The sequence below is a fragment of the Aquimarina algiphila genome (assembly GCF_007489275.1).
GTDB classification, from domain to species: domain Bacteria; phylum Bacteroidota; class Bacteroidia; order Flavobacteriales; family Flavobacteriaceae; genus Aquimarina; species Aquimarina algiphila.
Map to the genome: position 1 here is coordinate 14,578 of NZ_VLNR01000014.1, position 25,295 is coordinate 39,872.

Here is a 25,295-nt window from a genome sequence, read left to right on the forward strand (position 1 = left end):
GTTTTTAAAAAGGGTAAAACCACCCTGGTGAAATAGGATTTTATACCCTTTGTATTTGATTATCAATAATTTATATTTATAAGATAGATTTTTGTATGGAGTTTAGTTATCGTGTTGGGGAACATGTTTTACACTAATTCATATCCAGAAAATATTATGAATTAAATACATAGAATAAATGAAAAAGCTTGGGGGTTTTAAAAAGATGGTTTGGATTAGTTTAGGTGTTTTGCTTATTGTATCGTGCGAACAACCCGACGGGGTTACAGAGTTTATAAATACAAATGACCAGGCAGGTTTTATGAGTACAACAGGAAACAGTGATAAAATTATAGATGAAGCTGAATTAGAAACAATAAGTCCGTTATTACATATGAGCTTTGATGGAGATTTAAGCGAGGAACAAGCGTCTACAAAATTTAATGAAGCCGTAGCGGTGTATTTAACCAATAATAAGAGTGATAATAAAGGTTCGGGTACAGAATTGTTGTACAGGATATGGAACTATACCGGGACAAAAAAAGATAATGATACTGATGGCAAAGTGAAAGCTCATGTAGGTTTTAATACCAATAAAGGAGAGTACTACGACATCAATGTTATTTTGGATAACGAAGGAGATGATCGAGAAGGCGGATGGGATTATTATCTTATAAAAACTAATTTACCTAAAGAAGATGTAGCGTGGGTTGAATTAAGAAATGCATTTATTCAACTACAAGGTCAAGATGGGTGGTACCTAAAAAGATACTATTTGATAATATTGGACTCAGATCAGGTACAATTTGCTGTAGGAGCTTCTGATATAGTCTCAGAGGCCGAGGTTTGGTTGGACAATACTTGTGATCTTTGCTGGGATACTTTTTCTACCGGAATCATAGGCGAAGGAAGGTTAAATTTTTGAGGAAGGATAATATATATTATTGTTTAATTGTATGGATTGAATTCTTAAAGTAAAATATGAATACAGTTTTATAGTTGTATAAGGTATAGGATATTTTATAATAACCTAAGAGGATATTAACTCACTTTTAAAACCTTAACTATGAAACTTAAATTTTTAATTATTATAGCATATGTATCATGCTATGTAAATTGCGTGGCGCAATGTAATGACAGTATAAAATCTGGAGAAGCTACTTTTTATGGAGGTGTAGCAGGAAGCGAAGGAGGAAATTGCTCGCTTCCAGTAGCAGCAGATGATTTTATGCATTGTGCATTAAACAATACAGATTATGATGGTAGTAATGCTTGTGGAGCTTGTCTAGAGATAACCGGTTCTCTCGGCAAAACTATTGTAAAAGTAGTAGATCGTTGTCCAGAATGTAAACCAGGTGATGTAGATTTAACACAGCAGGCATTTTCTGAAGTTGCAAATCCAATAGATGGACGAGTACCTATTATCTGGAAATTCGTTCCATGTCCATTAGCAGCTAGTAAAACAATTAAAGTTAATTTTAAATCAGGATCTACAAAATATTGGACTGCAATTCAGTTTCGTGATCTCAAACATGCAGTATCAAAAATGGAATATCTTAAAGATAATGCATGGGTTAATGTAGAACGTAAGTTATTTAACTTTTTTATAGAACCAGCAGGTATTGAATCTCCAATGCAGTTACGAATCACATCGTCTGTAGGAGAAGAATTAATATTGAAAGATATTGTGATCAATACAAATACAGATTTTGATACCAAAATGCAATTTAGCACACCACCAAATTGTGGCGGAGAACCATCACAAGAACCAATAGCTTCATTTACAGTTACTCCAGAAATGGGTGTTGCTCCATTAGAGGTGTCTTTTGATGGCACTTCTTCTTCAGATCCAAATGGAGATTCAATTACCTATGCCTGGGATTTCGGGAATGGTGAAACATCAACATTAGCTACTCCAAAAGTAACATTTACAGAGATCAAAACATATACAGTAAGCCTAACGGTGAGTGATGGTACAAATACTTATGTTCCTGTTAATCAAGATATTGTAGTATCTGATAGCAATATAGCACCAGTGGCTGATTTTACAGCTACACCAACTTTAAGCATTGCACCTGTGACAGTAAGTTTTGATGCTTCTGCATCTTCAGATGCAAATGGAGATACATTAACCTATACTTGGGATTTTGGAGATGGAAATACCGGATCAGGTATAACTGTAGTACATGAATATATTACTGTTGGAAAGTATACTGCAATATTAACAGTAAGTGATGGAAGTAAAACTGGAACAAAGACCACAACGATTAATGTTACCGATGGCAATGGTGGTGTGAGTTGTGCTTTTGGAACACCAACTACTGAGGCGTTACCGGCTATTAATTCTGCATTCGAGAATATATATGTTATAGGTAATGGAGGCCCAAATCTAGATAACGCTACTAATTTTACTATAAATTGGGATCTTGCGAATAACGGATTATACCAGTTTTCTTTAGGTACCAATAACGGTATTCCCGATTGGTATATTAATCTATTACCAAAAATCACACAAAACTTTAATACTACGAAACCATCAATTACAATTACAGATTCTGGATTTACAGGATTGGATGGTGCGTATTGGACAACGGTAGATACAGGTAATTTTGTGTTAGTTTCTAAAACAGGAGGTTTTACTATTTATTTTAGTAAAGAGACCGCTGCTCCTAATTGTGAGGGCACACTACCATTGACAGCCTTTAGTGTAGAAACATTTAATAATCCCGTTCAGGATAAACTAGTCATTAAAGGAGAGGATATATCCAAAGGGACTAGTGTTAGTTTAATAAACATTTCTGGAGTAGTATTAAAAACTATTCTAGTTCAATCCAACTCAAAAGAGGTAGAATTAAATACGGCCAATCTTGAGTCTGGGATGTATTTTGTTAAAATTAATTATGAGCAAAGAGAAAAGACATTGAGAATAATTAGAAATTGATGCTAAAAAAACATTTTGTTTTAAACCAATGAAATTATTTTGTAGAAAGGAGTACAGAATCCTTTTTATATAATCAAGACACCTTGATCAATTTTGATCAAGGTGTCTCGTTTTTAAACAATTTGGCTATTATAATTTAGAATGATATTAACACTCTTTTTCGGCTATTTTCAGCGGGTTAAAATCCCCTCTTTTGTAATCTTAATTGAGCCTTAGTTTTATATACACAGGAAAATGATCACTATATCCACCTATGTATTTTCGTCCAATATAAGTTCTAAAAGGGTTTCCTTTATATCGGCCTTTATAGATTTTTAGAAAATCATCATCGAATATGGCTGCATCAGAGAAGCTGTGTTTTCCTTTTTCATATTTATGGAAATTATGACTGAAAATAATTTGATCAAATAAATTCCACTGATTCCTATAATTGGTACTACCGCTATATCGAGTAAGGAGTTGCTCCATGGGATTAAAAAGATCATGTTGTACCAAGTGATTTTTTACACTTTGACTAGATGGGTCATCATTAAAATCTCCCATAATAATGATTTTTGCATTAGGATCCTCAGCAGTGATCTGATCAATAATTTCACGATTTCTTTCGGCAGCAACGATTCGTTTATAAGCAGTAGTTTCGGCACCATCTCTTCGCGAGGGCCAATGATTTATTAAAACATGAATCTGTTCATTATTTAAATTTCCTGTAATCCATAAAATATCTCGAGTATAATCTCTCATCCCATTTTCATTGTCAACCAAAACCTGAACACTTTCAGAATTAGTAACTTCAAAATATTGTTTTTGATATAGTAAACCTACATCAATACCTCGTTCATCGGGAGAATCATAATGAACAATACCATAGTTTTTTCCTTTTAAATGTTTAGAGTTAACCAGGTCTTCGAGAACACTTTTATTTTCAACTTCGGCTACGCCAACAAGGATAGGAGCTTTTCTCGTTTTAGAAAATCCGATGTTGGAAATAGCAGTTCCAAGTTTAAATATTTTTTTTTCATATCGACTTCGATTCCACTGTTTTTCAGAATCTGGCAAGAAATCTTCATCCAGAGTATGTGGATCATCTTTAGTATCAAATAAGTTTTCAAGATTATAAAATGCTACGGTATAATGATTTGTAGATTTTTTATTGAAATAATATGTATTGGCCATAGGATTTAATTTTCTAAGAAACCTTTTGGATTGTAGACTTCTGAGTATATTATTATTGTACTTTTGTACACTTGATTAAAAGCACAATATAATAAATTAAGATATAGAAGATAAGGTAGCTAATGTTAGAAAGGAAGGAAATAGCATACGAAAAAACGGTTTTAATAGGAATTGTAACCAAAAACCAAGATGAGGAAAAGCTTGAAGAATTTTTGGATGAATTAGAATTTCTTACCTATACTGCCGGAGGAGAAGTGGTAAAACGATTTACCCAAAAAATGGATATGCCCAATTCCAAAACTTTTATAGGTAGTGGTAAAATGGAAGATGTAAAGGCTTATGTTGAGCAGCATGAAATTGGAACTGTAGTTTTTGATGATGAATTATCGCCAGGTCAATTACGCAATATAGAGCGTATTCTGAAAGCCAAAATCATTGATCGAACAAACTTGATTCTTGATATTTTTGCACAACGTGCACAGACAAGCTATGCAAGAACTCAGGTTGAGTTGGCACAATATCAATATTTACTTCCCAGGCTTACGGGTCTATGGACTCACTTAGAAAGACAACGAGGAGGTATTGGAATGCGTGGTCCTGGAGAAACAGAAATAGAAACTGATAGAAGGATTGTTAGAGATAGAATTTCTTTACTTAAAAAGAAATTAGTAACTATTGATAAACAGATGGCTACACAAAGAGGAAACCGTGGTAAATTGGTTCGAGTTGCTTTAGTAGGATATACCAACGTTGGTAAATCTACTTTGATGAATGTTATAGCCAAAAGTAAAGTATTTGCAGAAAACAAATTGTTTGCCACATTAGATACTACGGTTAGAAAAGTAGTTATCGGGAACCTTCCATTTTTACTTAGTGATACTGTTGGGTTTATTAGAAAGCTACCAACCCAACTTGTGGAAAGTTTTAAAAGTACCTTAGACGAAGTTAGAGAAGCCGATTTATTACTTCATGTAGTAGATATCTCTCACCCTCAATTTGAAGACCATATAGAATCTGTGAATAAGATACTTGGTGAGATTGATTGCAGAGATAAGGCCACTATCATGGTTTTTAATAAAATTGATTCTTATCAACATCAAACGATAGATGATGATGACCTAACTACCGAAAGAACCAAAGCACATTATACTTTGGAAGAATGGAAACAAACTTGGATGAGTAGAATAGGAGATAATGCTTTATTTATTTCTGCAATACATAAAGAAAATATAGATGATTTTAGAAATCGGGTATATAAAGAAGTAAGAGATATTCATGTCACCCGGTTCCCGTATAATAACTTTTTGTATCCAGAGATTATGGAAGAATAATATCAGTTATATTTTGAACGTACTGTGAAAGAGTATTTTATTCGGTACATTCAAAATGTAAATGGCACACGTCTAAAATTCATATTTAAGACCTAATCCAATTACTTCTCGAATCTGAAATCCACTGGCCGCATTATCATCATAAATGGATTGAAAGACAAAACTTCCGGTGATGTATTTATTGACTTGTAAATTAAGATTTAAAGTATAATCCAAATCAACGTTTTCTGGATCTTCTATATAATTAGAGTAGAGATTGAGAAGCTGTTCCATAGTTACGTTTTTCAACATTTTAAATTTGGCATAAGCGGCTAAAGAACCACCAAATTCAAAACGAGAACTTTCACCTCCATCAACACCAAAATAATCCCCATCTTCGTACCCTTCAACATTAGTAAATTCTTTATCCACAAATATCATACGAGATGTCACGGGAGCAATATTTACATTTAGATTATCACTTTTTTTCCATAATATACCGGGACCAACTTGTATAAATGCTGGAGAAAAGAAGTGGGTTTCTTCGATACGAATAGTTTCATCGGTATCAGGATCTTTTGTAAATCGATATCCTTTATCAAATTGAGATCTGAAATTGATAAACAACGAATAATTCCAAAAGCCTTTTCCAATTCTTTGTCCAAGCCTTGAGTTAAATTCTATCCTATCATTCGTTTTTCTAGGAAAATCTTCTCCTCTTAAAAAAGTAAGACCATAGTCCGAAATCATTTTGTTGTCCCAGGTCAAGCTATTTTTCTTATAATTGAATTCATAGGTTAAGGCAACATTTCCAGCGATATTAGATGTTCCTCCTCCCTGCCAATCAAAATTAAAGGCAGATTGATTAAAAAGTAAAGAGAAGTTTGCCTTATTTTTCCATCCAATATGTTCTTCTTTTGGTTTTTTAGGAGTAATTTCTTTTAGTTTTTGCTTTAAAACAATGATATTCAGGTCGTTTGTGGTGTTTTTTAAAATACTATCCAGAGATCGTTTTAAGTCCACCTGGATGGAGTCCAGACGTTTTGTTTTTTCTTTTTCCTGGCCAGAAGTATCTGTTATTAAAAAAAGAATTGAAACAGTTAAAAAAAATCCTCTCATTTGCTCTTCTATTGCAGGGGCTGGTGCAAATATACGGTATGTCCCAAGCTTTTTCAAATCAAAAATATTCATTAAAAAATCCATAGAAAATTGCTTTTATGTTAACGTCATACCAGAATATTTATCTTGGTTCACTTATCTATTAACATTAACAAATCAACCCCTTATTATTTGGTAATTGTACACTCTATTAACGTTAACGGTAGGTTAATGTGTCAAAATATTATAAAATGAGAAGATGTTTTGGGATATTTTTGATCTTGTGACAGGCAAATAGAACAAGTTAATAATCAGTTCATTTGATGTAACATTTTAAGTAATTATAGGTCTAAACAAATAACACATATCAATCACAAAAACGTTCATATTATGAAAAATCTCATGAAGAGTATTGCATTATTTATCATATTATGCTTATTCTCAAACGTAAACTATAGCCAGCTACCTGCAAAAATGATACAATACCCAGATGTATCGGGGGTTCATATATGTTTTACATATGCTGATGATTTATGGATTGTTACTAAGCAAGGAGGTACAGCTCATCGCTTAACAACAAAAGAAGGAAGAGAAACTATGGGGAAATTTTCTCCAGATGGTAAAACTATTGCATTTAACGCCAACTATGATGGTAATACCGACATCTATACTATTCCTGTAACAGGAGGCATTCCAAAACGAGTAACTACTCACGGAATGCCAGACAACATTAAAGGTTGGACCAAAGATGGTAAGTTTTTAATATACACTTCGAGAATGAAGAGTGGAAAACAGCGATTTGCTAAAGCATTCAAGATATCAATTCAAGGAGGATTACCAATATCAATGCCTATAAGCAAAGTTGAAGAATTGGATATACATACCAATGGAGAACTTGTTGCTATGACTGATAAGTCCAGGCTTAGCAGAAATTGGAAACGATATCGAGGAGGAATGGCTTCTGATATTTATCTTTTTAATCTTAAAACGTTGACTTCTGAAAACATTACTAAGAATGATAGTAATGATGAATTACCAATGTGGAATAATGATGATCTCTATTATCTTTCGGATAAGGATGCTTCTAAAAAGTTCAATATTTGGAAATATAATCTACAATCAAAACAACATGAGCAAGTCACTTTTTTTGATGAATTTGATATCGAGAGACCTTCAATAGGAAAAACCGAAATCGTTTTTGAAGCCGGAGGTAAATTATTTCTTCTCGACGTAACAACAAAAGCGACAAAAGAAATATCAATAAGTGCTATTGGAGATTTTACAGCATTAAAACCTCAGGTAAAAAAAGCAGAAAAATACATACAAAATATACGAATTGCTCCTGATGGTAACAGGATCGTTGTAGCTGCTAGAGGTGATATCTTTTCGGTGCCAAGAAAAGATGGAGTTACCAAAAACCTAACACGCACCAGTGGTGTTGCAGAGCGATATCCTAGTTGGTCTCCAGACGGAAGATACATTGCATATTGGAGTGATAAAACAGGTGAATATGAGTTAATGATCAGAGACCTAAAAACTAATTCAGAAAAACAAATAGCCACTCAAGGTCCTGGTTTTAGGTACCAGTTATTCTGGTCTCCAGATAGCAAAAAACTGATTTTTATAGATCAGGAAATGCATATAAAGTTAGCCAACGTTACTAATAAAACAATTGAGGCTATAGATCAGGAAAATCAATTATTTCAAGGAGGGTTGTCAGAATTCTCAGTAAGCTGGTCCAGTGATAGTCAATACGTGACTTATGCAAATTCTCATGAAAACGGAAATCAGCATATTGTTATATATGCTGTAGAAAAAAAGGAAAAACATGTTATAACTTCTGCTTTTTATAACGATAGTAATCCTGTTTTTTCTGCAGACGACAACTATATCTATTGTACAACAGACCGTGTATTTGACCCTGTATATAGTGATTTTGATAATAGCTGGACCTATCCTAATGCAACCAAAATAGGAATTATACCACTTACCAAAGATGCGATACACCCTATCGAACTTAAAAATGATGAGGTTGCCATACAGGAAGAAGAAAATAAAAAAGAAGGAAACAAGGATAAAAAGAAGAAGACAGAAGAGAAGGATGATGATAAAGATAAAAAACCAGTAGTTATAGATTTTGAAGGAATAGAATCAAGAATGATAATCTTACCGGTAGAATTAGGAAATACGGGAAGAATAAGTGCGGCAGAAGATAAAATCATTTTCTTAAAACATCCCCGAACTGGATCTAAAGAAGAAAAATCTGTATTAAAGTATTATGATTTTAAAGAGGATGAGGAGAAGACCATTATGGAGAATGTAGAAGATTACGAACTCTCGTTTGATAGAAATAACATATTAGTATCCAGTGAAGGAAAAATGGGTGTCATAGAGGTAGCTAAAGATCAGTCACTAGAGGACAAAATAGATACCTCTAAGATGGAAATGACGGTAAACCCAAAAGAAGAATGGAAACAAATCTTTACAGATATATGGCGATTGGAAAGAGATTTTTTCTACGATAAAAACTTACACGGACTGGATTGGAATGCGATGAAAAGAAAGTATGAACCTTTGATTGAATATGCAGCAAGTCGAAATGATCTGAATAAAATAACAGGCGCGCTAATTGCAGAATTGAATGCTTCCCATACATACAGAGGTGGTGGAGATGTAAAAAGAAGCCCAAATAAAACTACTGGATATCTAGGTGTTGACTGGGAAATGGATCAAGGTAAATACAGAATAAAAAAGATCATTGAACCTGCTCCCTGGGATACAGAGGTAAAATCTCCACTTAAAAAACCTGGAGTTATAGTAGAGGAAGGTGATTATGTGTTACGTGTTAACGGAATAGAACTAACAGATTATGCAGATCCTTTTGTTGCATTAGAAGGAAAAGCAGATGAAACCATAGAGATTGAGGTTAGTAAAACACCAGATGGCAAGAATGCTAGGCGTTATCTTGTTCGTCCTATAAAAAGCGAAGCAAGGCTTAGAAACCTTGCCTGGATCGAGAAAAAACGAAAATATGTTGAGGAAAAATCAGGAGGACGAATAGGGTATATCTATGTGCCTAGTACGGGAATAGACGGACAAGAAGAATTGGTTAGAATGTTCTATGCGCAACATCATAAAGATGGATTAATTATCGATGAAAGATTTAATAATGGAGGTCAAATTCCTGATCGATTTGTAGAGCTTTTAAACAGGCCATTATTAAGTTACTATAAAGTAAGAGAAGGTAATGACTGGGCATGGCCTCCAAGAGGACACTATGGACCTAAAGCAATGCTTATCAATGGATGGAGTGGTAGTGGAGGAGATGCTTTTCCTGATTATTTCAAGAAAAGAAAAATTGGACCACTTATTGGCACAAGAACCTGGGGAGGGTTGATCGGGATTTCGGGAGCACCAGAATTAATCGATGGAGGGTATGTTACCGTACCTACGTTTAGAATGTATAATCCAGATGGAACATGGTTCGCAGAAGGACATGGTGTAGAACCAGATATTCATATTCCAGAAGATCCAGGTAAAGATGCTCAGGGTATGGATGTGCAGCTTGATAGTGCAATAGGAGAGGTTATGAAAACGCTAAAAGAAAATGATAAAAAGCCTAAAAGAAGAATCCCTGCTGCAGAGGATCGTTCAAAATAAACCGCTAAACAAATAATATATTGAAATGGAGCGAGGTACTTTTGTTATCCTCGCTCTTGCTTTTTAAGGAATAGAAGTATATTCGTTTGGTAATACGATCTTTTATGAAAGAATTAAAATTAGTAAAAGCAAAAGAGAAAGATAAAAACTTTCTTCTTCACTTGAGAAAATTGACCATGGTAGAACATTTAGAAAAAGCCGGCATCTATTTGTCTGATGAAGAGCACTTATCTAGAATAAACTTTCATTACGATAGTGCTTACCTGATTTTAAAATCAACTGAGAGGGCTGGTTTATTGAAGTGTATAGAAACGGAAAAAACAATAGAAATATTACAAATACAGGTATTGCCCAAATATCAAGGTCAAGGAATAGCAAAGCGCTTAATTAAAGATTTGGCCATAAAGGCTGAAACTTCTCATAAGAATCTAACATTAAAAGTATTAAAACAAAATCCAGCAAAATATTTATATGAACGTATTGGATTTAACATCACTGGAGAAGATGAACAGGAATTTCATATGAAAATGATATCTAGTAGTGAGATAGATAAACAATAAACATATAAAAAAGCGTGCTTTTATTCTATAAAAGCACGCTTTTTTTATAATAGGTTTTTCTCTTTTAGAAACCGTAATTTACACCTAACCCGAATACCTCTCTAATCTGAAATGCTCCAATGGCATTATCATCATAGATGGCTTGAAAAGTTAAGTTTGTTGACAAATACTTGTTGATCGTCATTACAATATTTGCAGTATAATCAATATCAACATTTTGTGGATCTTCAAGGTAATTAGAATATAGATTTAAAATATTCTCCATTGATACATTTTTCATAATTTCAAATTTAGCATACCCATTAAGTGCAGCTCCAAACTCAAAACGAAAAGAGTCATTGGCGTCAACTCCAAAAAATCCTCCGGCGTCATTAAATGCATCAATTGCTGCTTGATCATTCCCTACATCAGTAAAATCGCCATCAACAAAAATGAATCTAGCTGTTGCAGGAGCGATATTTACCTTTAGGTTGTCACTTTTTTTCCATAACATACCAGGACCTAATTGTAAATAAGCAGGAGAGAAAATATGTGTTGTTTCTGTTCTGGTTTCTCTTGTACCAATAACATCTCCGGTAGTTGCATCCAGTACAGGTTCTTCTCCAAATACATATCCAGGAGCAAATTGTGTTCTAAAGTTTAAGAAAAAAGAGTAATACCATAATGATTCTTTAATTTGTTTACCTACCAAAGAGTTAAATTCGAATCGATCATTGGTTTTACGGGTAAATTCCTGGTCTTTAATTTTTGTTAAACCATAATCTGCAAGAACCTTATTGTCCCAGGTTAGGTCTCCTTTACGATAATTAAAATCATAGGACAGCGATAAATTTCCTGCAATGTTAGAGGTACCTCCTCCAAGCCATTCTGCATTAAAAGCAGATTGATTAAATAAAAAGCTAATGTTTCCGCCTCTGGTCCAACCTTCTTTTGGAGCATCGTCTTTTTTTTCTTCTTCTTGTGCAAATAGCATTGTAGCACTAATACATAGCACGACTGTTAAAAATGTTTTTTTCATTTGATATAGATAGTTTTAAGATTTTTGATCAGATGATCACTTTAGTTAAGAGGGGTAACTTAACCAAGATAAATAATCTGGATAAAAATTTATGTTGGCAAATATATTTTAAGTAACGATTTTTGCCATGAGTTGAAGATATCTTACCAGTACTTTTCGATAAAAGACAAAATTAACAGACAAAAAGGCTTATTTCCTTTTGTATAGAGGGACAGATGAACATGCTTCTCCGTACATTATACTTTTAGCAATAGGCTGTAATTTTTGAATTAAAGAAATATATGCGCCTTGAGGAACAGGTTTATTGGCACAGCCTTTTATGATAAGAAGCTTATCTTGATATTCTGAAAAATCAAGAGTATTTATAATTTCATTATAAAGTATGGTTTCAAGATTCTCTAAAGACCCAACAACAACTTTTTTTGCAAAAGGTAGTACAGCACTGGTCAAAAGCAGATAAGCCCAACCAGGTATAATTGCATCTGTAGAACATGAGAGTGCAACATAAGTATTTTGGTATTGACTCCAATCATGTTCTGCAATATGTTTTCTAAACTCTTTTTCTCTTAAAAGTAGACCTTCAAAAAGCCAATCTTTAATATCAAAAAGTATTCGATTACCTTCAGGATAGTAATCTTCTAAATCAAAGGTGATTAGGTTTTTGTTATTGGCAACTCTATTTACAATCTCTTCAGCCATCGCATTATTTTTTTGTTCTTTTATAGGGCTATTGATATCCTATTTTTTCTGATAATTCTATTTTGCTTTTTGCAAAATTTCCAGTTCCAAATGCAATTTCTTTTCCATCTTCATTGTATAATATAGATTCTGCAACAAATAGACCTCTAGACTTAAATTTTACTTTTCCTATAGCTGTAATAATTCCTTTGTTGACAGGTCTCACCAAATTAATGTTAAACGAAGTCGTAAGAACAAAAACATCTGTTACAATCGAATTTACAGCAAAAAAAGCAGCATCATCAAGTAATTTAAAATAGACAGACCCATGTATAGCTCCCAGAGCATGGAAGTATTGTTCTGAAATTTCTAGTTCAATTTGAGCTATTTCTTCAGAAATTTTGACTTTGGTAGTATCATACAATTCGGTGTTAATATTAGCTTGTAGATACATTCTTTCTAATTTATTATAATGTTCAGGACTCATTTTCCTATTTTAGAAAGTTACGTAAAATCAAATCAAAGCATTCCTAATTCTAATTTTGCTTCTTCACTCATAAGATCTTGAGACCACGGTGGATCAAAAGTTAATTCCATTTCTACATCATTGACCGCATCTAGAGATTTTACTTTCTCCTGTATTTCCTGAGGAAGAGATTCTGCAACCGGACAGTTGGGAGATGTAAGCGTCATGAGGATTTTTACATCATGATCTTCATTAACAAAGACATCATAAATTAGTCCTAATTCATATATGTCAACAGGAATTTCTGGATCATAAATTGTTTTTAGTACTCTTACAATTTTTTCTCCTAGTTCATTAGTATCTATAGTGATTTCGCTCATTTTCATTATTTTTTAGTCGACTTCGACAGGCTAAGCCTGACAAAAAAGGATTAATTTAGTTGTGTTTGATATGCAATAGCATACATTTTTAATTGCTTAATCATACTTACCAAACCGTTTGCTCGTGTTGGCGACAAATGTTCTTTTAAGCCAATTTCGTCAATAAAATCTGTATCTGCATTAATAATAGCAGAGGGATGCTGACCAGAAAAAACACGAATTAGTATGGCGATAATACCTTTGGTTATGATAGCATCACTATCAGCAGTGAATTCGACTTTATCATCTTTCATTTCGGCATGTACCCATACTTTACTTTGACATCCTTTAATGATATTATTTTCGGTTTTGTATTTTTCCTCAATAAGAGGAAGTGATTTTCCCAGCTCGATCATGTATTCATATCGTTGCATCCAGTCCTCAAACATACCGAACTCATCCACAATCTCTTCCTGAATTTCTTGTATCGTCATTCTTGCAAATTTTCAACAAAAGTACGACAAGAATTGTTGCTATTCAATACTTTCTGCCAATGATAGTATAGTATTAACTAATTGTTGTATTTCTTTGGGAGGACTGCCATGATCAAAGCTATTAGAAGTATATGCCCTGGTTGAAGAGATAATCTTTAGTTGAGCTTGTAGTGCACCATCTACAAATCGTTTTTCCGTTGGTGGGCTTAACGTATTAATCTGATCGATATTTATAGTTTCCAAAAGGGAAAGAATAGTATTCCAATCTTCTTTTGAGCAATTTTTTGAAGCACTATTTTTTAAGGTTCTATCTGAAGTTTTCTCAATGCGATCTTTATTAATTTTGACTTGAAAAAATGAACCTCTTGAGTGTGCTTGATATTCAATGTTTGTAATGATAATATCTTGATTTGGTATAGTTTTTACCGGTACGTTATGGGCTATAGTTGGATTTTTTTCTTTTGATATCATTTTAACAAAAGTATACTGTAATGAAGAACCATCGACAGGAGGTTTTTCTATTTTAGATACTTTTACTTCGATTTCATAATCATATCCTTCTTCATATTTAAAACCATCAATAGCATCATAAAAATAAGTCCACTCATCGGCAAGACTTTCTTTATATAACATGCATTTTTGAGGTGCTACCCCTATACAGTCAACCAAAGTACTGCCAATATATACCCGTTTCGTTTCCTGGCATGAAGAAAACAAAAAAAAGGTGCTCAAAAAGAACATGAACTTACTCATATAAATTCTTTTTTTTATTTAAAAATACCAAATTGGATATTTAATTAACAACAGAGGGTTTTACAAAACTTTCTCTTGGTCCTCCTTCTGCAAAAACGGCTCTCATTCTATCTTTTTGACCTTCTGTAAACATATACATACACGCATCATCTGTATAGTCCATATAATTCATAGTGATATCATTTGAGTTACAACGGACAGATGGATATACCGGACATCCAAAATTTGGGCCATCGGATGCAGGAGTATCTTCAACAAAGTCATCTTGAGTACAGTTTCCGTCTCCCCAGATATGCCTTAAATTAAGCCAGTGTCCTACTTCATGAGTTGTTGTTCTTCCCTGGTCAAAAGGAGGTGAAACAAACCCTTTAGTTCCAAAAAATTGTGGCGAAATTACAATACCATCGGTTGATGCACTATCCCCGGGGAATTGTGCATATCCCAATATACCTCCTCCAATAGCACAGACCCATATATTAAGATGTGTTTCTGGAGTGATTACATCAGAACCACCATTTGAAGAAAATTTCATTTGATCATCGGTACCCCATGAAGGCCTTGTTGAAGAGACTCTTATAATACTATCTAATGAAAAATGAATATTAACTGTAGAGGCTATTTCTGCAAATTCTTCTGGTACTTGCGATATATCGGTATTGGTTTTGGTAAAATCCTTGTTAAGTACATCGATTTGAGAGCGAATCTGTTCTTCGCTTATATTTTCATCTTCTGTATTATAAATAACATGAACTATAGCTGGTATAGCTATTGTATCAGTAACGTTGACTCGACCTGTCTTTCGAAGTTTAATAAAGGCTTCGCATTGTTTTTCAATAGCTTCCATTTTAGATCGTAACCCAGGAGTTCTAACCATATGTTTCTCGAGTACCTCCATTGTACTGCATCTCGTAATGGTTTCATTTTGAGTTTGATCAGGAGTTTCTATTTCTTCTTGATGATCTTCTTCTTTGTTTTCTTTCTTAGAATTTATACAACTCTCAAAAAGAATAAAAAGCATCATTAGAACTACTATATTTTGAACTTTATGCATCATAATTATTTGTTTATCAGAATACTATAAGGCATTACATCAATTTACTCATAAAACGAGAAAAAAACATAGTTTGTTTTAATCTTTAACAAAAATTATAGGTGTTTAACAGTATGGTAATTCAAAAATGTTAAATTATAAAGGCAATATTCTTTAATGTTGCCTTTTTTGGTAAATAGATTGTATAGGAATAGTGTTCTTATTCTGTAATAGTAGAATTTGTAACACTTATATCGGTATCTGCGTGTGCAGAAATTCCTGGATAAGAGGGATACCAAGAACCTCCAATATTATTTTGAATAGTAGATTCATTGATGATAACATTACCAGAATGATCATTGGAAACAAAAAATATAGCGGCACCAAAATCATTAACTTGATTTGCCTCTATATGAGAACCAAGAAGCGTGAGAGTCATGGTATTTCCATCATTGTATATTGCTCCTCCACTTCCTCCTCCGGGAGTTCCGGATTGGCTAGGGTTTCCTCCATTCCCAATAGCAGAATTATGAGAAAAAAGACTATTGATGATAGTCCATGAGACGCCAATACTACTAATTGCACCGCCATTTGATCCAGAGTTTCCAAAACCTTCTTTTCCGCCAAAAGTACTGTTAACAATAAATACAGGTAGGTTATTATATTGGCTAAAGACTCTAATTGCTCCTCCTCCTACATCTGGTCCAACAGAAGCACAAGTGTTATTAAAGAACCTACAGTTTACAGCTTTAAAACGCCCTCCACGAACCCAGATAGCACCTCCTCCATCATATTCTGTTTCATTGGTAGAATTTCCATTGGCAAATGTGATGTTCTGAACCGTAAGTCTGGGATGATCCTGATTTTGACAGTGATCTGTAGTCCATACCTGATTTTGATCACACGTATTCATGTATAGAATTCTAGTCTGATTATTCCCACTTAGAGTAATTAAGCCTCCTCCATCAATAACAATCTCTTGACTTGTATTGTTAAACACTTTAGCAGGTTGATTTAATGTTATAGTCACAGGATCAGGGCCACAATTAAAAACGATTTTTCCTCCTTTGGTCACAGCATCAATAAAAACCTGACCTGTACAGCTTTCGGGAGTACCGTCACCAACTATAGTAGTGGGATTAGAGACATCTTCTAAGGATGCTTCAGCTGGGATAGGAAAATTTCCGTTTGGGTTTCCTGCAGGAATTCCATCAAAAGGATTATCAAGAGGGTTAATAATAGTTACTGTCTCTGTAGAATCATCACTACTACATGAGGCTAAAAGAACTATTGAAAATAAAAACACACAGTATTTTAGAAAAAGAAAATTAGGTTTCATAGGCATTGGGGTAGGTTAAATTATAGAATTTAAAACGTAGTACAGCTATAGTTTATTGTTTTTTTAACGAGATAACATTTGATTCCCAAGACCCTCTATATTTTTAAACAAGGCTGTTTTTAAGAAAGCATTATTTGGGCTTTCTTGATAGCTTCTACAAGAGCATCAATTTCTTCTTTGGTGTTATAGAATGAAAATGAGGCTCTTATTGTTCCTGGGATTTTGTAAAAATCCATAATAGGTTGCGCACAGTGATGTCCTGTACGAACAGCAATTCCTAATTTGTCAACTATAGAACCAACATCATAAGGATGAATATTTTCTAGATTAAAAGAGATTACAGATGTTTTATTTTTGGATGTTCCATAGATTTTTAATCCTTGGATTTCTAATAATTTTTGAGTTCCGTAGTGCAATAATTCTTCTTCATAGGCTGCAATATTTTCAAACCCAATACTATTCATATAATCTAGTGCTACACCAAATGCAATTCCGCCACAGATATTTGGAGTTCCAGCTTCAAATTTATGAGGAAGTCCTGCGTATGTAGTCTTCTCGAAGGTCACCTGGTCTATCATCTCACCGCCTCCTTGATAAGGAGGGAGCTTGTTGAGCCACTCTTCTTTTCCATATAATAAACCTACACCGGTTGGTCCACAAAGTTTATGAGCAGAAGCAACATAAAAATCTACATCCAGCGCTAGAACATCTGGTTTGATATGAGGACAGGATTGTGCCCCATCGATCAACACAGCAGCACCAACATCATGAGCTTTTTTAATGATTTCTTCAATAGGGTTTATTGTCCCTAAAGCATTAGAAATATGATTGGTAAAAACAAGTTTAGTCTTATCAGTAATCAACTGATTGTATGCGTCCATCACCAATTCCCCTTCTTCATTCATAGGAATTACTTTAAGAACAGCACCGGTTCGTTCGCAAAGCATTTGCCAGGGTACAATATTGGAGTGGTGTTCTAAAGCAGATACGATAATTTCATCTCCTTTAGAAAGAAGATTAGAAAAACCAGTAGCTACAATATTAATGCTATGTGTTGTTCCTGAGGTTAGAATAATCTCATGAGCATGTTTTGCATTAAAATGTTTCTGTACTTTTTTACGAGCAATCTCATAGGCATCAGTAGCCTCCTGAGATAAAGTATGAACTCCACGGTGAATATTAGCGTTATAGTTGCTATAATAATCAACAATAGCATCGATGACCACTTGTGGTGTTTGAGAGGTGGCAGCGTTATCAAAATACACCAAAGGTTTCCCGTTTACCTGTCTGGAAAGTATTGGAAAATCTTGTCGTATCTTTTGTACATCTAGCATAGCAATTTGTTTCTGCAAAAATACTAATACCAATTATTATATATGCGTTTTCTAGGTAGGATTGTTTATTTTTAGATGGATTTAACCCTTTTATATATGAAGCGATTTAAAAAAATTATTAGGATAGTATTTCTTATTGTATTTGTAGGGATTTGTGGTGTAGTTATTCTGAATTACCCAAAACTTGAAATCATTTCTGGATTTTCTGCAAAAAATATGAGTTCATCTATTTTTATTGGACATAGAAGTCTTGAATACACAGATAAAACAGATCATGATGTTCCTAATGTAAGATTGGCGACTGATGAAGTAGATATCGATAATAAGTATACTATAGCGAATGTATATGGGTTTAAAGAACGAAAGGCAATTTATCGAGAAGGGTTGGGGAGCATTTTAATTGATGATGAATTTGATGAAAATAAACCATTTTTAACTCCGAATAGAACTATTGTAAAAACGAATCTGGAATATCCTTACGGAAACTTACCACAAAAAGATACGATATTTGAAAATATAGACTATGAGAAGGTAAGACAAACAGCTGCCTCGATTTTTGATACGAATGGAGAAAATATAAAAAAAACAAGGGCAGTTCTTGTACTTTATAAAGATCAAATCATTGCTGAACGTTATATTGATGGTTTTGATAAAAACTCAATGGTATTAGGCTGGTCTATGACCAAAAGTGTGCTTAGTACAATGTATGGAGTTTTACAAACACAAGGTAAAATAAACATCAATGACAAAGCTCCTGTATCTGAGTGGCAAAATGACGAAAGAAAAGAGATCACGATAAACAATTTGTTACAGATGAATAGCGGTCTCGAATGGGATGAGGATTATGGTTCTATTTCTGATATTACAAAAATGTTATACTTGGAGAGAGATATGACGACACCCCAAATTCATAAAAAGGCTATACATAAACCTAATGAAAATTGGTATTATTCCTCTGGAACTTCTAATTTATTATCAGGAATTCTTAGGAAACAGTTTAATACACATCAAGAATATCTGGATTTCCCTTATCGTGAGTTTATTGATAAAATAGGAATGCATTCTATGCTTATAGAAACGGATATGACGGGTAATTTTGTAGCGTCTTCTTATGCTTGGGCAACAATAAGGGATTGGGCTAAGTTTGGATTATTGTACCTTCATAGGGGAAACTGGAATGGAACTAAGATTTTTGATCCATCCTGGGTCGAGTATGTGACTACTCCAAGTCCAACATCCGAAGGGGATTATGGAGGTCATTTTTGGTTAAATGCTGGTGGATTTTATCCAGATGCACCCAGGGATATGTTTTCTGCTAATGGATACCAAGGACAACGTGTATTTATTATTCCTTCTAAAGATTTGGTAATTGTACGATTTGGACTTATTGGAGATGCCGGAGTAGATTTTAATACCTTTTTAAAGAATATGGTAAATGCGATAGAATAAAACAATACAAAATAAAAAAAGCCAAATCTAAATCGATTTGGCCTTTTTTTATATCAAAACATTCAGTTTACAAATCAAAACCGATATTAACGTTTAATTTATTGGCAATTAGCTTGTTGATTCTACTTTTGAGCTGAGGTATTTTTACACTTTCTAAAACATTATTTGCAAAAGCATACATGAGTAAGGCTTTTGCTTCTTTTTCTCCGATACCTCTAGATCTCATATAAAACAATGCATTATCGTCTAACTGACCGATAGTACATCCATGAGAACATTTTACATCATCTGCAAAAATTTCTAATTGAGGCTTAGAGTTGATTGTAGCTTTATCGCTTAACAAGATATTATTGTTAGATTGAAAAGCATTTGTTTTTTGAGCCTCTTTGTTTACAATAATTTTTCCATTAAAAACACCTGTGGCTTTTTCGTCAAAAATACCTTTATAATCTTGATGACTCTCACAATTAGGTTGGGTATGATGAACCAATGTATTATGATCTACATGTTGTTTACCCTCAACAATAGTTATACCATTAAGTACAGAATCAATACCTTCTCCTTTTTGATAGAAATTAAGGTTATTCCTTGTTATATTTCCTCCAAAAGCAAAAGTATGCACCGACGCAAGACTTTGTGATTGCTGATCGATATAGGTATTGTCGATTAAAGATGCATTTTGATTATCATTCTGGATTTTATAATAATCAACCACAGCTCTTTTATCTACAAAAATCTCGGTCACAGAATTTGTAAGTACTGGATTATCTGTTAAGCTTTGATGACGCTCAATAATCTGTACATGAGAGTTTTCTTCAACAATAATAAGATTACGTGGTTGTAGCATTTGTGCAGATTCTTTTCCTGTAGAGAAATGTATAATCTGTATAGGTTTGTCTGCTAATTTGTTTTTAGGGATGTAGATATAAGCCCCTTCTCTTGAAAATGCAGTGTTTAAAGAAGTAAGTCCATCTTGGCGAGCTATTTTGTTGAAGTAATTGTCAACAATAGGCTTATATTTCTCATGTGTTAATGCCGAAGACATCAAACATACATCAATTTTTTCATGAGTAGTTTCTGACAAATGAGAAGAATATTTGCCATCTATAAATACAATCTTGTAGGTATCTATATCGTGAATAAAGTACTTTTTTATATCCTTAAAATCTAAGGCATTTTCTTCCTTTGGAAAAATACTATAATCATGTTTTAAAATAGAATTTAACGAAGTGTATTTCCAAGCTTCCTCTTTTTTGGTAGGAAACCCTTTTTCTTCAAAAACTTTGATAGCCTGGCTTCTAATATCATGTATAGGAGCATCTACATCTACTGTGTTTTCAAAAGCTAAAAAGGAAGACACTAATTTTTCTTTTAACTCCATAGCCTTATGCATTTATTTCTTCCTTAATCCAGTCGTATCCTTTTTCTTCTAATTCCAGAGCTAATTCTTTGGTGCCAGATTTTACGATTTTTCCATCATATAATACATGAACAAAATCAGGAACGATATAGTCTAGTAAACGTTGATAGTGTGTAATAACAACAATAGCATTCTCTGGGCTTTTTAGTTTGTTAACTCCATTTGCTACGATACGCAATGCATCGATATCAAGTCCAGAATCTGTTTCGTCAAGGATAGCTAACTTAGGTTCCATCATAGCCATTTGAAAGATCTCATTTCTCTTTTTTTCTCCACCAGAGAACCCTTCATTAAGTGAACGGGATAAAAACTTACGGTCGATCTCTAATAATTCAGATTTTTCCCGAATTTTTTTAAGCATATCTTTTGCTGGCATTTCTTCCAGTCCTTGTGCTTTTCTAGTTTCATTAATAGCGGTTTTCATGAAATTAGTAACGGTAACTCCAGGGATTTCTACAGGGTATTGAAAAGATAGAAAAACACCATTATGTGCTCGTTCTTCTGCTGCTAATTCATCTATATCCTCTCCTTCTAGAAGGATTTCTCCTCCGGTAACTTCATATTCTTCTTTCCCTGCAACGATATTAGCCAAGGTACTTTTTCCCGCACCATTAGGTCCCATAATAGCATGTATCTCTCCTGCTTTTACATCCAGGTTAAGACCTTTTAAAATTTCTTTTCCTTCGACACTTGCGTGTAAATCTTTAATTTTCAGCATCATCTCTTAATTTGAATATTTAGGTGCTTTTGGCAATTTATTTAATTTTCTTTTTCTTGATCTGCTTCAGAGGAAGAAGTGTGGTCTTGCGGAGAAGACTTAATCTTCGTTGGCAACTCAGAGGTTGGTGCACTTACTCCTATGATTTCAGTTATTTCTACTATCTCTTTCCATTCTTCTAATCCATTTCCTTCATTAGGTTTTATAAGTCCTTTAATCACTACAGGAACCATATCATATTCTTCTCTTTGTAGTGGAGCGACTTTTTTGGCCAGTTCATGTGTAATATCATTAATTATTACACCATAAATAAAGCCATTACCCATAATGACGGCAGCATCATCAATAAGAATAAACTCACCTCGTATTAAAGTAGGTTCTTCATTTTTAGATTTACAAGAAAAAAGGGCAAGGCTTAGAGTAAATAGAATAAATAATTTTTTCATTAATGCAGATTTGATGGTTTCACAATTATCCTACAGAACCCTCTAGAGAAATTTCCAGAAGTTTTTGAGCCTCTACAGCAAATTCCATAGGTAATTTATTCAATACCTCTTTACTAAAACCATTAACTATTAAAGCGATTGCTTTCTCAGTATCAATTCCTCGTTGATTGCAGTAAAAAATTTGATCTTCACCTATCTTACTAGTAGTAGCTTCATGTTCTATTTGAGCAGTTTTATTTTTTGCTTCTATATAAGGAAACGTATGTGCGCCACATTCATTGCCCATCAATAATGAATCACATTGTGAAAAATTACGTGCATTGGTCGCTCTGCTATTAATTTGCACTAGTCCTCGATAACTATTTTGCGATTTTCCTGCAGAAATACCTTTAGAAATGATAGTACTTTTGGTGTTTTTACCAAGATGAATCATTTTTGTACCAGTATCTGCTTGTTGATAATTGTTTGTTACTGCTATAGAATAAAATTCTCCAACAGAATTATTTCCTTTTAATACACAAGAAGGATATTTCCAGGTTACTGCAGATCCTGTTTCAACTTGTGTCCAGGAGATTTTTGCATTAGTTTCACAAATCCCTCTTTTGGTTACAAAATTATAAACTCCTCCTTTTCCATCTGCATTACCAGGATACCAATTCTGCACGGTAGAATATTTTATTTCTGCATCATCTAATGCGATTAATTCTACTACGGCAGCGTGTAACTGATTTTCATCACGAGATGGAGCTGTACAGCCTTCCAGATAACTTACATAACTCCCTTGATCTGCAACAACAAGGGTGCGTTCAAACTGACCCGTTCCTGCTTGATTAATTCTGAAATAGGTCGATAACTCCATAGGACAACGAACTCCCTTTGGGATATAACAGAAAGAACCATCACTAAAAACAGCAGAGTTTAGGGCAGCGTAAAAATTATCTTTTTGAGGAACTACAGAACCAATATATTTTTTAACTAATTCTGGATGTTCTTGTATAGCTTCAGAAATAGAGCAGAATATAATTCCTTTCTCGGCAAGAGTTTCTTTAAAAGTAGTTGCAACAGATACCGAATCCATTACAATATCTACAGCAACGCCGGCAAGTTTCTTTTGTTCATCTAAAGAAATACCAAGTTTTTTAAAGGTCTCTAATAACTCTGGATCTACTTCATCAATACTATTGTATTTTGGTTTTTTATTTGGAGCAGAATAATATGAAATACTTTGAAAATCTGGTTTTTCATATCTAACATTTGCCCATTCGGGCTCTTCCATTTTCTCCCATACACGAAAAGCTTCAAGTCGCCATTCGGTCATCCATTCGGGCTCTTCTTTTTTCTTAGAGATTGCACGAACTATATCTTCATTAAGACCCACAGGAAAAGTATCAGATTCTATATCAGTGTAGAATCCATACTCATATTCTTTGGTTTCTAATTCTTTTTTTAAGTCGTCTTCAGTATACGCCATCTTTTGTGTCCTGAGTTTATTCAGGATCTTGTTTTAAAGTTTAAAAACTATAATGAAAAACTTTCTCCGCAACCGCAGGTTCTACTGGCATTGGGGTTGTTAAATACAAAACCGGTACCATTAAGGCCTCCAGAATATTCTAGAGTTGTTCCGATAAGGTAAAGGAAACTTTTTTTATCAACAATGATTTTTATATTGTTGTCTTCAAAAACTTTATCTCCTTCTTCCTGGCTTTTATCAAATTTTAAATCATAAGATAATCCAGAACACCCGCCGCTTTTTACACCTACGCGAACATAATCGGTCGAAGCATCATATCCATCATCATTCATCAATTCGATGACCTTATTTTTTGCTATATCAGATACTTTGATCATATTACTGTATAATAGATTAATTCTAAATTGAATGCAAATATACTACTTAAGTAGATTTTATACACGAAACCTAACATTTATCTAACAATATTACAATAAGTAAAAGCTATAGTAGAAGATTATGATACTTGAAAATAATGCCAATTAATAGCGATAGATTATCTTTGCAAAATGATTGAAGATAAAAATACATCAAGGACGCAGTTATCTGAATTAGGAGAATTTGGACTTATTAACCACCTGACCAAGAACTTTACGATTAAGCAAAAAACAACCTCTCTTGGTATTGGCGATGATGCTGCGGTTTTGGATTTTGATAATAAAAAATGTGTTTTAACGACAGATTTATTAATTGAAGGAGTACATTTTGATTTATCATATGTTCCTTTAAAACATTTAGGGTATAAAGCTGTAGTTGTAAATCTTTCTGATGTGTACGCGATGAATGCAGTTGCAACTCAGATTACGGTTTCTATTGCAGTTTCTAATAGATTTCCTTTGGAAGCTTTAGAAGAATTATATGCGGGAATTGAAACCGCTGCAAAAATTTATAATATTGATGTGGTTGGAGGAGATACGACTTCGTCGACAACAGGGTTGTTAATTAGTATTACAGCAGTTGGATATGCTGAAGAAAAAGAATTGGTGTATCGTAGTGGAGCTCAGGAAAATGATCTTTTAGTAGTTACAGGTGATTTAGGAGCTGCATATTTGGGACTTCAAGTATTGGAAAGAGAGAAAAAAGTATATGAAGTTAATCCTAATTCGCAACCAGATCTGGATCAATATACATATCTCATCGAGAGACAACTTAAACCAGAAGCACGTAAAGATATTTCAGAACTTCTTAGCGCATTGGATGTAAAACCAACCAGTATGATTGATATAAGCGATGGACTATCGTCTGAAGTTATACATTTATGCACACAGTCTAAGGTTGGAGTAAATCTCTATGAGGAAAAAATACCATTAGACCCTACGGTAATTTCTACATGTGAGGAATTTCAACTAAATAGCACGACAGTGGCATTAAATGGAGGAGAAGATTATGAATTGCTTTTTACGATAAAACAACAAGATTTCCCCAAAATTAAAGCAAACCCTAGTCTTACAGTTATTGGTCACATAACAGATGAAAAAAGTGGAATAGGATTAGTAACCAGAGCTAATGAAAAAATAGAAATAAAAGCTCAGGGATGGAATCCGATAGAAGGATAGCATA

Annotated in this window: 23 protein-coding genes; 7 read left to right on the forward strand and 16 right to left on the reverse strand. The window is 33.7% G+C overall.

Translation table 11 applies throughout. From position 1 onward, the window contains the following. Positions 1-178: 178 nt before the first annotated feature. Together FOF46_RS08690 and FOF46_RS08695 are read left to right on the forward strand one after the other, a co-directional pair. The gene (locus FOF46_RS08690; RefSeq protein ID WP_143916181.1) at positions 179-904 is read left to right on the forward strand and encodes a hypothetical protein; all 726 of its coding nucleotides are present in this window, start codon (positions 179-181) and stop codon (positions 902-904) included. A gap of 141 nt (positions 905-1,045) precedes the next feature. After that, positions 1,046-2,920 carry an expansin EXLX1 family cellulose-binding protein gene (locus FOF46_RS08695; protein WP_143916182.1) on the forward strand — a complete coding sequence of 625 codons (1,875 nt, stop codon included), beginning with the start codon at positions 1,046-1,048 and terminating at the stop codon, positions 2,918-2,920. Positions 2,921-3,121: 201 nt separating this feature from the next. On the opposite strand, the gene FOF46_RS08700 is transcribed toward FOF46_RS08695, so the two are convergent. Then, the gene (locus FOF46_RS08700) at positions 3,122-4,093 is read right to left on the reverse strand and encodes an endonuclease/exonuclease/phosphatase family protein (RefSeq protein WP_109436281.1); all 972 of its coding nucleotides are present in this window, start codon (positions 4,091-4,093) and stop codon (positions 3,122-3,124) included. A gap of 122 nt (positions 4,094-4,215) precedes the next feature. Here FOF46_RS08700 and hflX point away from each other — a divergent pair, with 122 nt between their 5' ends. Beyond that, positions 4,216-5,424: a GTPase HflX gene (gene hflX, locus FOF46_RS08705; protein ID WP_109436282.1), complete on the forward strand. Its 1,209-nt coding sequence runs from the start codon at positions 4,216-4,218 to the stop codon at positions 5,422-5,424. A gap of 72 nt (positions 5,425-5,496) precedes the next feature. Here the strand turns inward: hflX and FOF46_RS08710 are convergent, their stop codons facing one another. After that, positions 5,497-6,606: a DUF3078 domain-containing protein gene (locus FOF46_RS08710; protein WP_235010953.1), complete on the reverse strand. Its 1,110-nt coding sequence runs from the start codon at positions 6,604-6,606 to the stop codon at positions 5,497-5,499. A 285-nt stretch (positions 6,607-6,891) separates the two neighbouring features. Here FOF46_RS08710 and FOF46_RS08715 point away from each other — a divergent pair, with 285 nt between their 5' ends. Both FOF46_RS08715 and FOF46_RS08720 read left to right on the forward strand, forming a co-directional pair. Further along, entirely contained in the window at positions 6,892-10,161 is a 3,270-nt protein-coding gene (locus tag FOF46_RS08715; protein ID WP_244299592.1) for a S41 family peptidase, read from the forward strand. A gap of 104 nt (positions 10,162-10,265) precedes the next feature. After that, positions 10,266-10,721 (forward strand): GNAT family N-acetyltransferase, encoded by a 456-nt coding sequence (locus FOF46_RS08720; RefSeq protein ID WP_109436284.1) that lies wholly within the window; start codon positions 10,266-10,268, stop codon positions 10,719-10,721. Positions 10,722-10,785: 64 nt separating this feature from the next. Here the strand turns inward: FOF46_RS08720 and FOF46_RS08725 are convergent, their stop codons facing one another. The 9 genes from FOF46_RS08725 to FOF46_RS08765 form a co-directional block, all read right to left on the reverse strand. Beyond that, on the reverse strand, positions 10,786-11,739 hold the full coding sequence (locus tag FOF46_RS08725; RefSeq protein ID WP_143916183.1) for a DUF3078 domain-containing protein: 954 nt from the start codon (positions 11,737-11,739) through the stop codon (positions 10,786-10,788). A 189-nt stretch (positions 11,740-11,928) separates the two neighbouring features. Further along, positions 11,929-12,438, reverse strand: a complete 510-nt coding sequence (locus tag FOF46_RS08730) for a DUF2480 family protein (RefSeq protein WP_143916184.1) — start codon at positions 12,436-12,438, stop codon at positions 11,929-11,931. 28 nt (positions 12,439-12,466) lie between these two features. Continuing rightward, positions 12,467-12,904 (reverse strand): PaaI family thioesterase, encoded by a 438-nt coding sequence (locus FOF46_RS08735; RefSeq protein ID WP_109436287.1) that lies wholly within the window; start codon positions 12,902-12,904, stop codon positions 12,467-12,469. A 32-nt stretch (positions 12,905-12,936) separates the two neighbouring features. Further along, a complete protein-coding gene (locus FOF46_RS08740) occupies positions 12,937-13,263 on the reverse strand; it encodes an SUF system Fe-S cluster assembly protein (RefSeq protein ID WP_109436460.1) in 327 nt (108 codons plus the stop codon). Between the two features lie 50 nt (positions 13,264-13,313). After that, entirely contained in the window at positions 13,314-13,736 is a 423-nt protein-coding gene (locus FOF46_RS08745; RefSeq protein ID WP_109436288.1) for a SufE family protein, read from the reverse strand. A 39-nt stretch (positions 13,737-13,775) separates the two neighbouring features. After that, entirely contained in the window at positions 13,776-14,489 is a 714-nt protein-coding gene (locus FOF46_RS08750; protein ID WP_143916185.1) for a DUF4377 domain-containing protein, read from the reverse strand. A gap of 40 nt (positions 14,490-14,529) precedes the next feature. Continuing rightward, positions 14,530-15,543: a zinc metalloprotease gene (locus FOF46_RS08755; protein WP_333925017.1), complete on the reverse strand. Its 1,014-nt coding sequence runs from the start codon at positions 15,541-15,543 to the stop codon at positions 14,530-14,532. Between the two features lie 196 nt (positions 15,544-15,739). Then, entirely contained in the window at positions 15,740-16,858 is a 1,119-nt protein-coding gene (locus FOF46_RS08760; RefSeq protein ID WP_143916186.1) for a hypothetical protein, read from the reverse strand. 119 nt (positions 16,859-16,977) lie between these two features. After that, positions 16,978-18,192, reverse strand: a complete 1,215-nt coding sequence (locus FOF46_RS08765) for an aminotransferase class V-fold PLP-dependent enzyme (protein ID WP_109436290.1) — start codon at positions 18,190-18,192, stop codon at positions 16,978-16,980. Between the two features lie 96 nt (positions 18,193-18,288). Between FOF46_RS08765 and FOF46_RS08770 the strand changes: the two genes are divergently transcribed. After that, positions 18,289-19,641 carry a serine hydrolase domain-containing protein gene (locus tag FOF46_RS08770; RefSeq protein WP_143916187.1) on the forward strand — a complete coding sequence of 451 codons (1,353 nt, stop codon included), beginning with the start codon at positions 18,289-18,291 and terminating at the stop codon, positions 19,639-19,641. Positions 19,642-19,708: 67 nt separating this feature from the next. Here the strand turns inward: FOF46_RS08770 and sufD are convergent, their stop codons facing one another. Genes sufD through FOF46_RS08795 form a run of 5 tightly spaced genes read right to left on the reverse strand, consistent with a single transcriptional unit; the run spans position 19,709 to position 24,073 of the window. After that, positions 19,709-21,022: a Fe-S cluster assembly protein SufD gene (gene sufD, locus FOF46_RS08775; RefSeq protein WP_109436464.1), complete on the reverse strand. Its 1,314-nt coding sequence runs from the start codon at positions 21,020-21,022 to the stop codon at positions 19,709-19,711. Positions 21,023-21,026: 4 nt separating this feature from the next. Continuing rightward, positions 21,027-21,779: a Fe-S cluster assembly ATPase SufC gene (gene sufC, locus FOF46_RS08780; RefSeq protein WP_109436465.1), complete on the reverse strand. Its 753-nt coding sequence runs from the start codon at positions 21,777-21,779 to the stop codon at positions 21,027-21,029. Between the two features lie 41 nt (positions 21,780-21,820). Next, complete coding sequence (locus FOF46_RS08785; protein ID WP_109436291.1) at positions 21,821-22,225, reverse strand: hypothetical protein; 405 nt, start codon at positions 22,223-22,225, stop codon at positions 21,821-21,823. 25 nt (positions 22,226-22,250) lie between these two features. After that, positions 22,251-23,696: a Fe-S cluster assembly protein SufB gene (sufB, locus tag FOF46_RS08790; protein ID WP_109436292.1), complete on the reverse strand. Its 1,446-nt coding sequence runs from the start codon at positions 23,694-23,696 to the stop codon at positions 22,251-22,253. Positions 23,697-23,743: 47 nt separating this feature from the next. After that, on the reverse strand, positions 23,744-24,073 hold the full coding sequence (locus tag FOF46_RS08795) for a HesB/IscA family protein (RefSeq protein ID WP_109436293.1): 330 nt from the start codon (positions 24,071-24,073) through the stop codon (positions 23,744-23,746). Positions 24,074-24,244: 171 nt separating this feature from the next. On the opposite strand from FOF46_RS08795, the gene thiL reads away from it, so the two are divergent. After that, positions 24,245-25,291, forward strand: coding sequence for a thiamine-phosphate kinase (gene thiL, locus FOF46_RS08800; protein WP_109436294.1), 1,047 nt, complete (start codon positions 24,245-24,247; stop codon positions 25,289-25,291). The last annotated feature ends 4 nt before the right edge of the window (positions 25,292-25,295 follow it).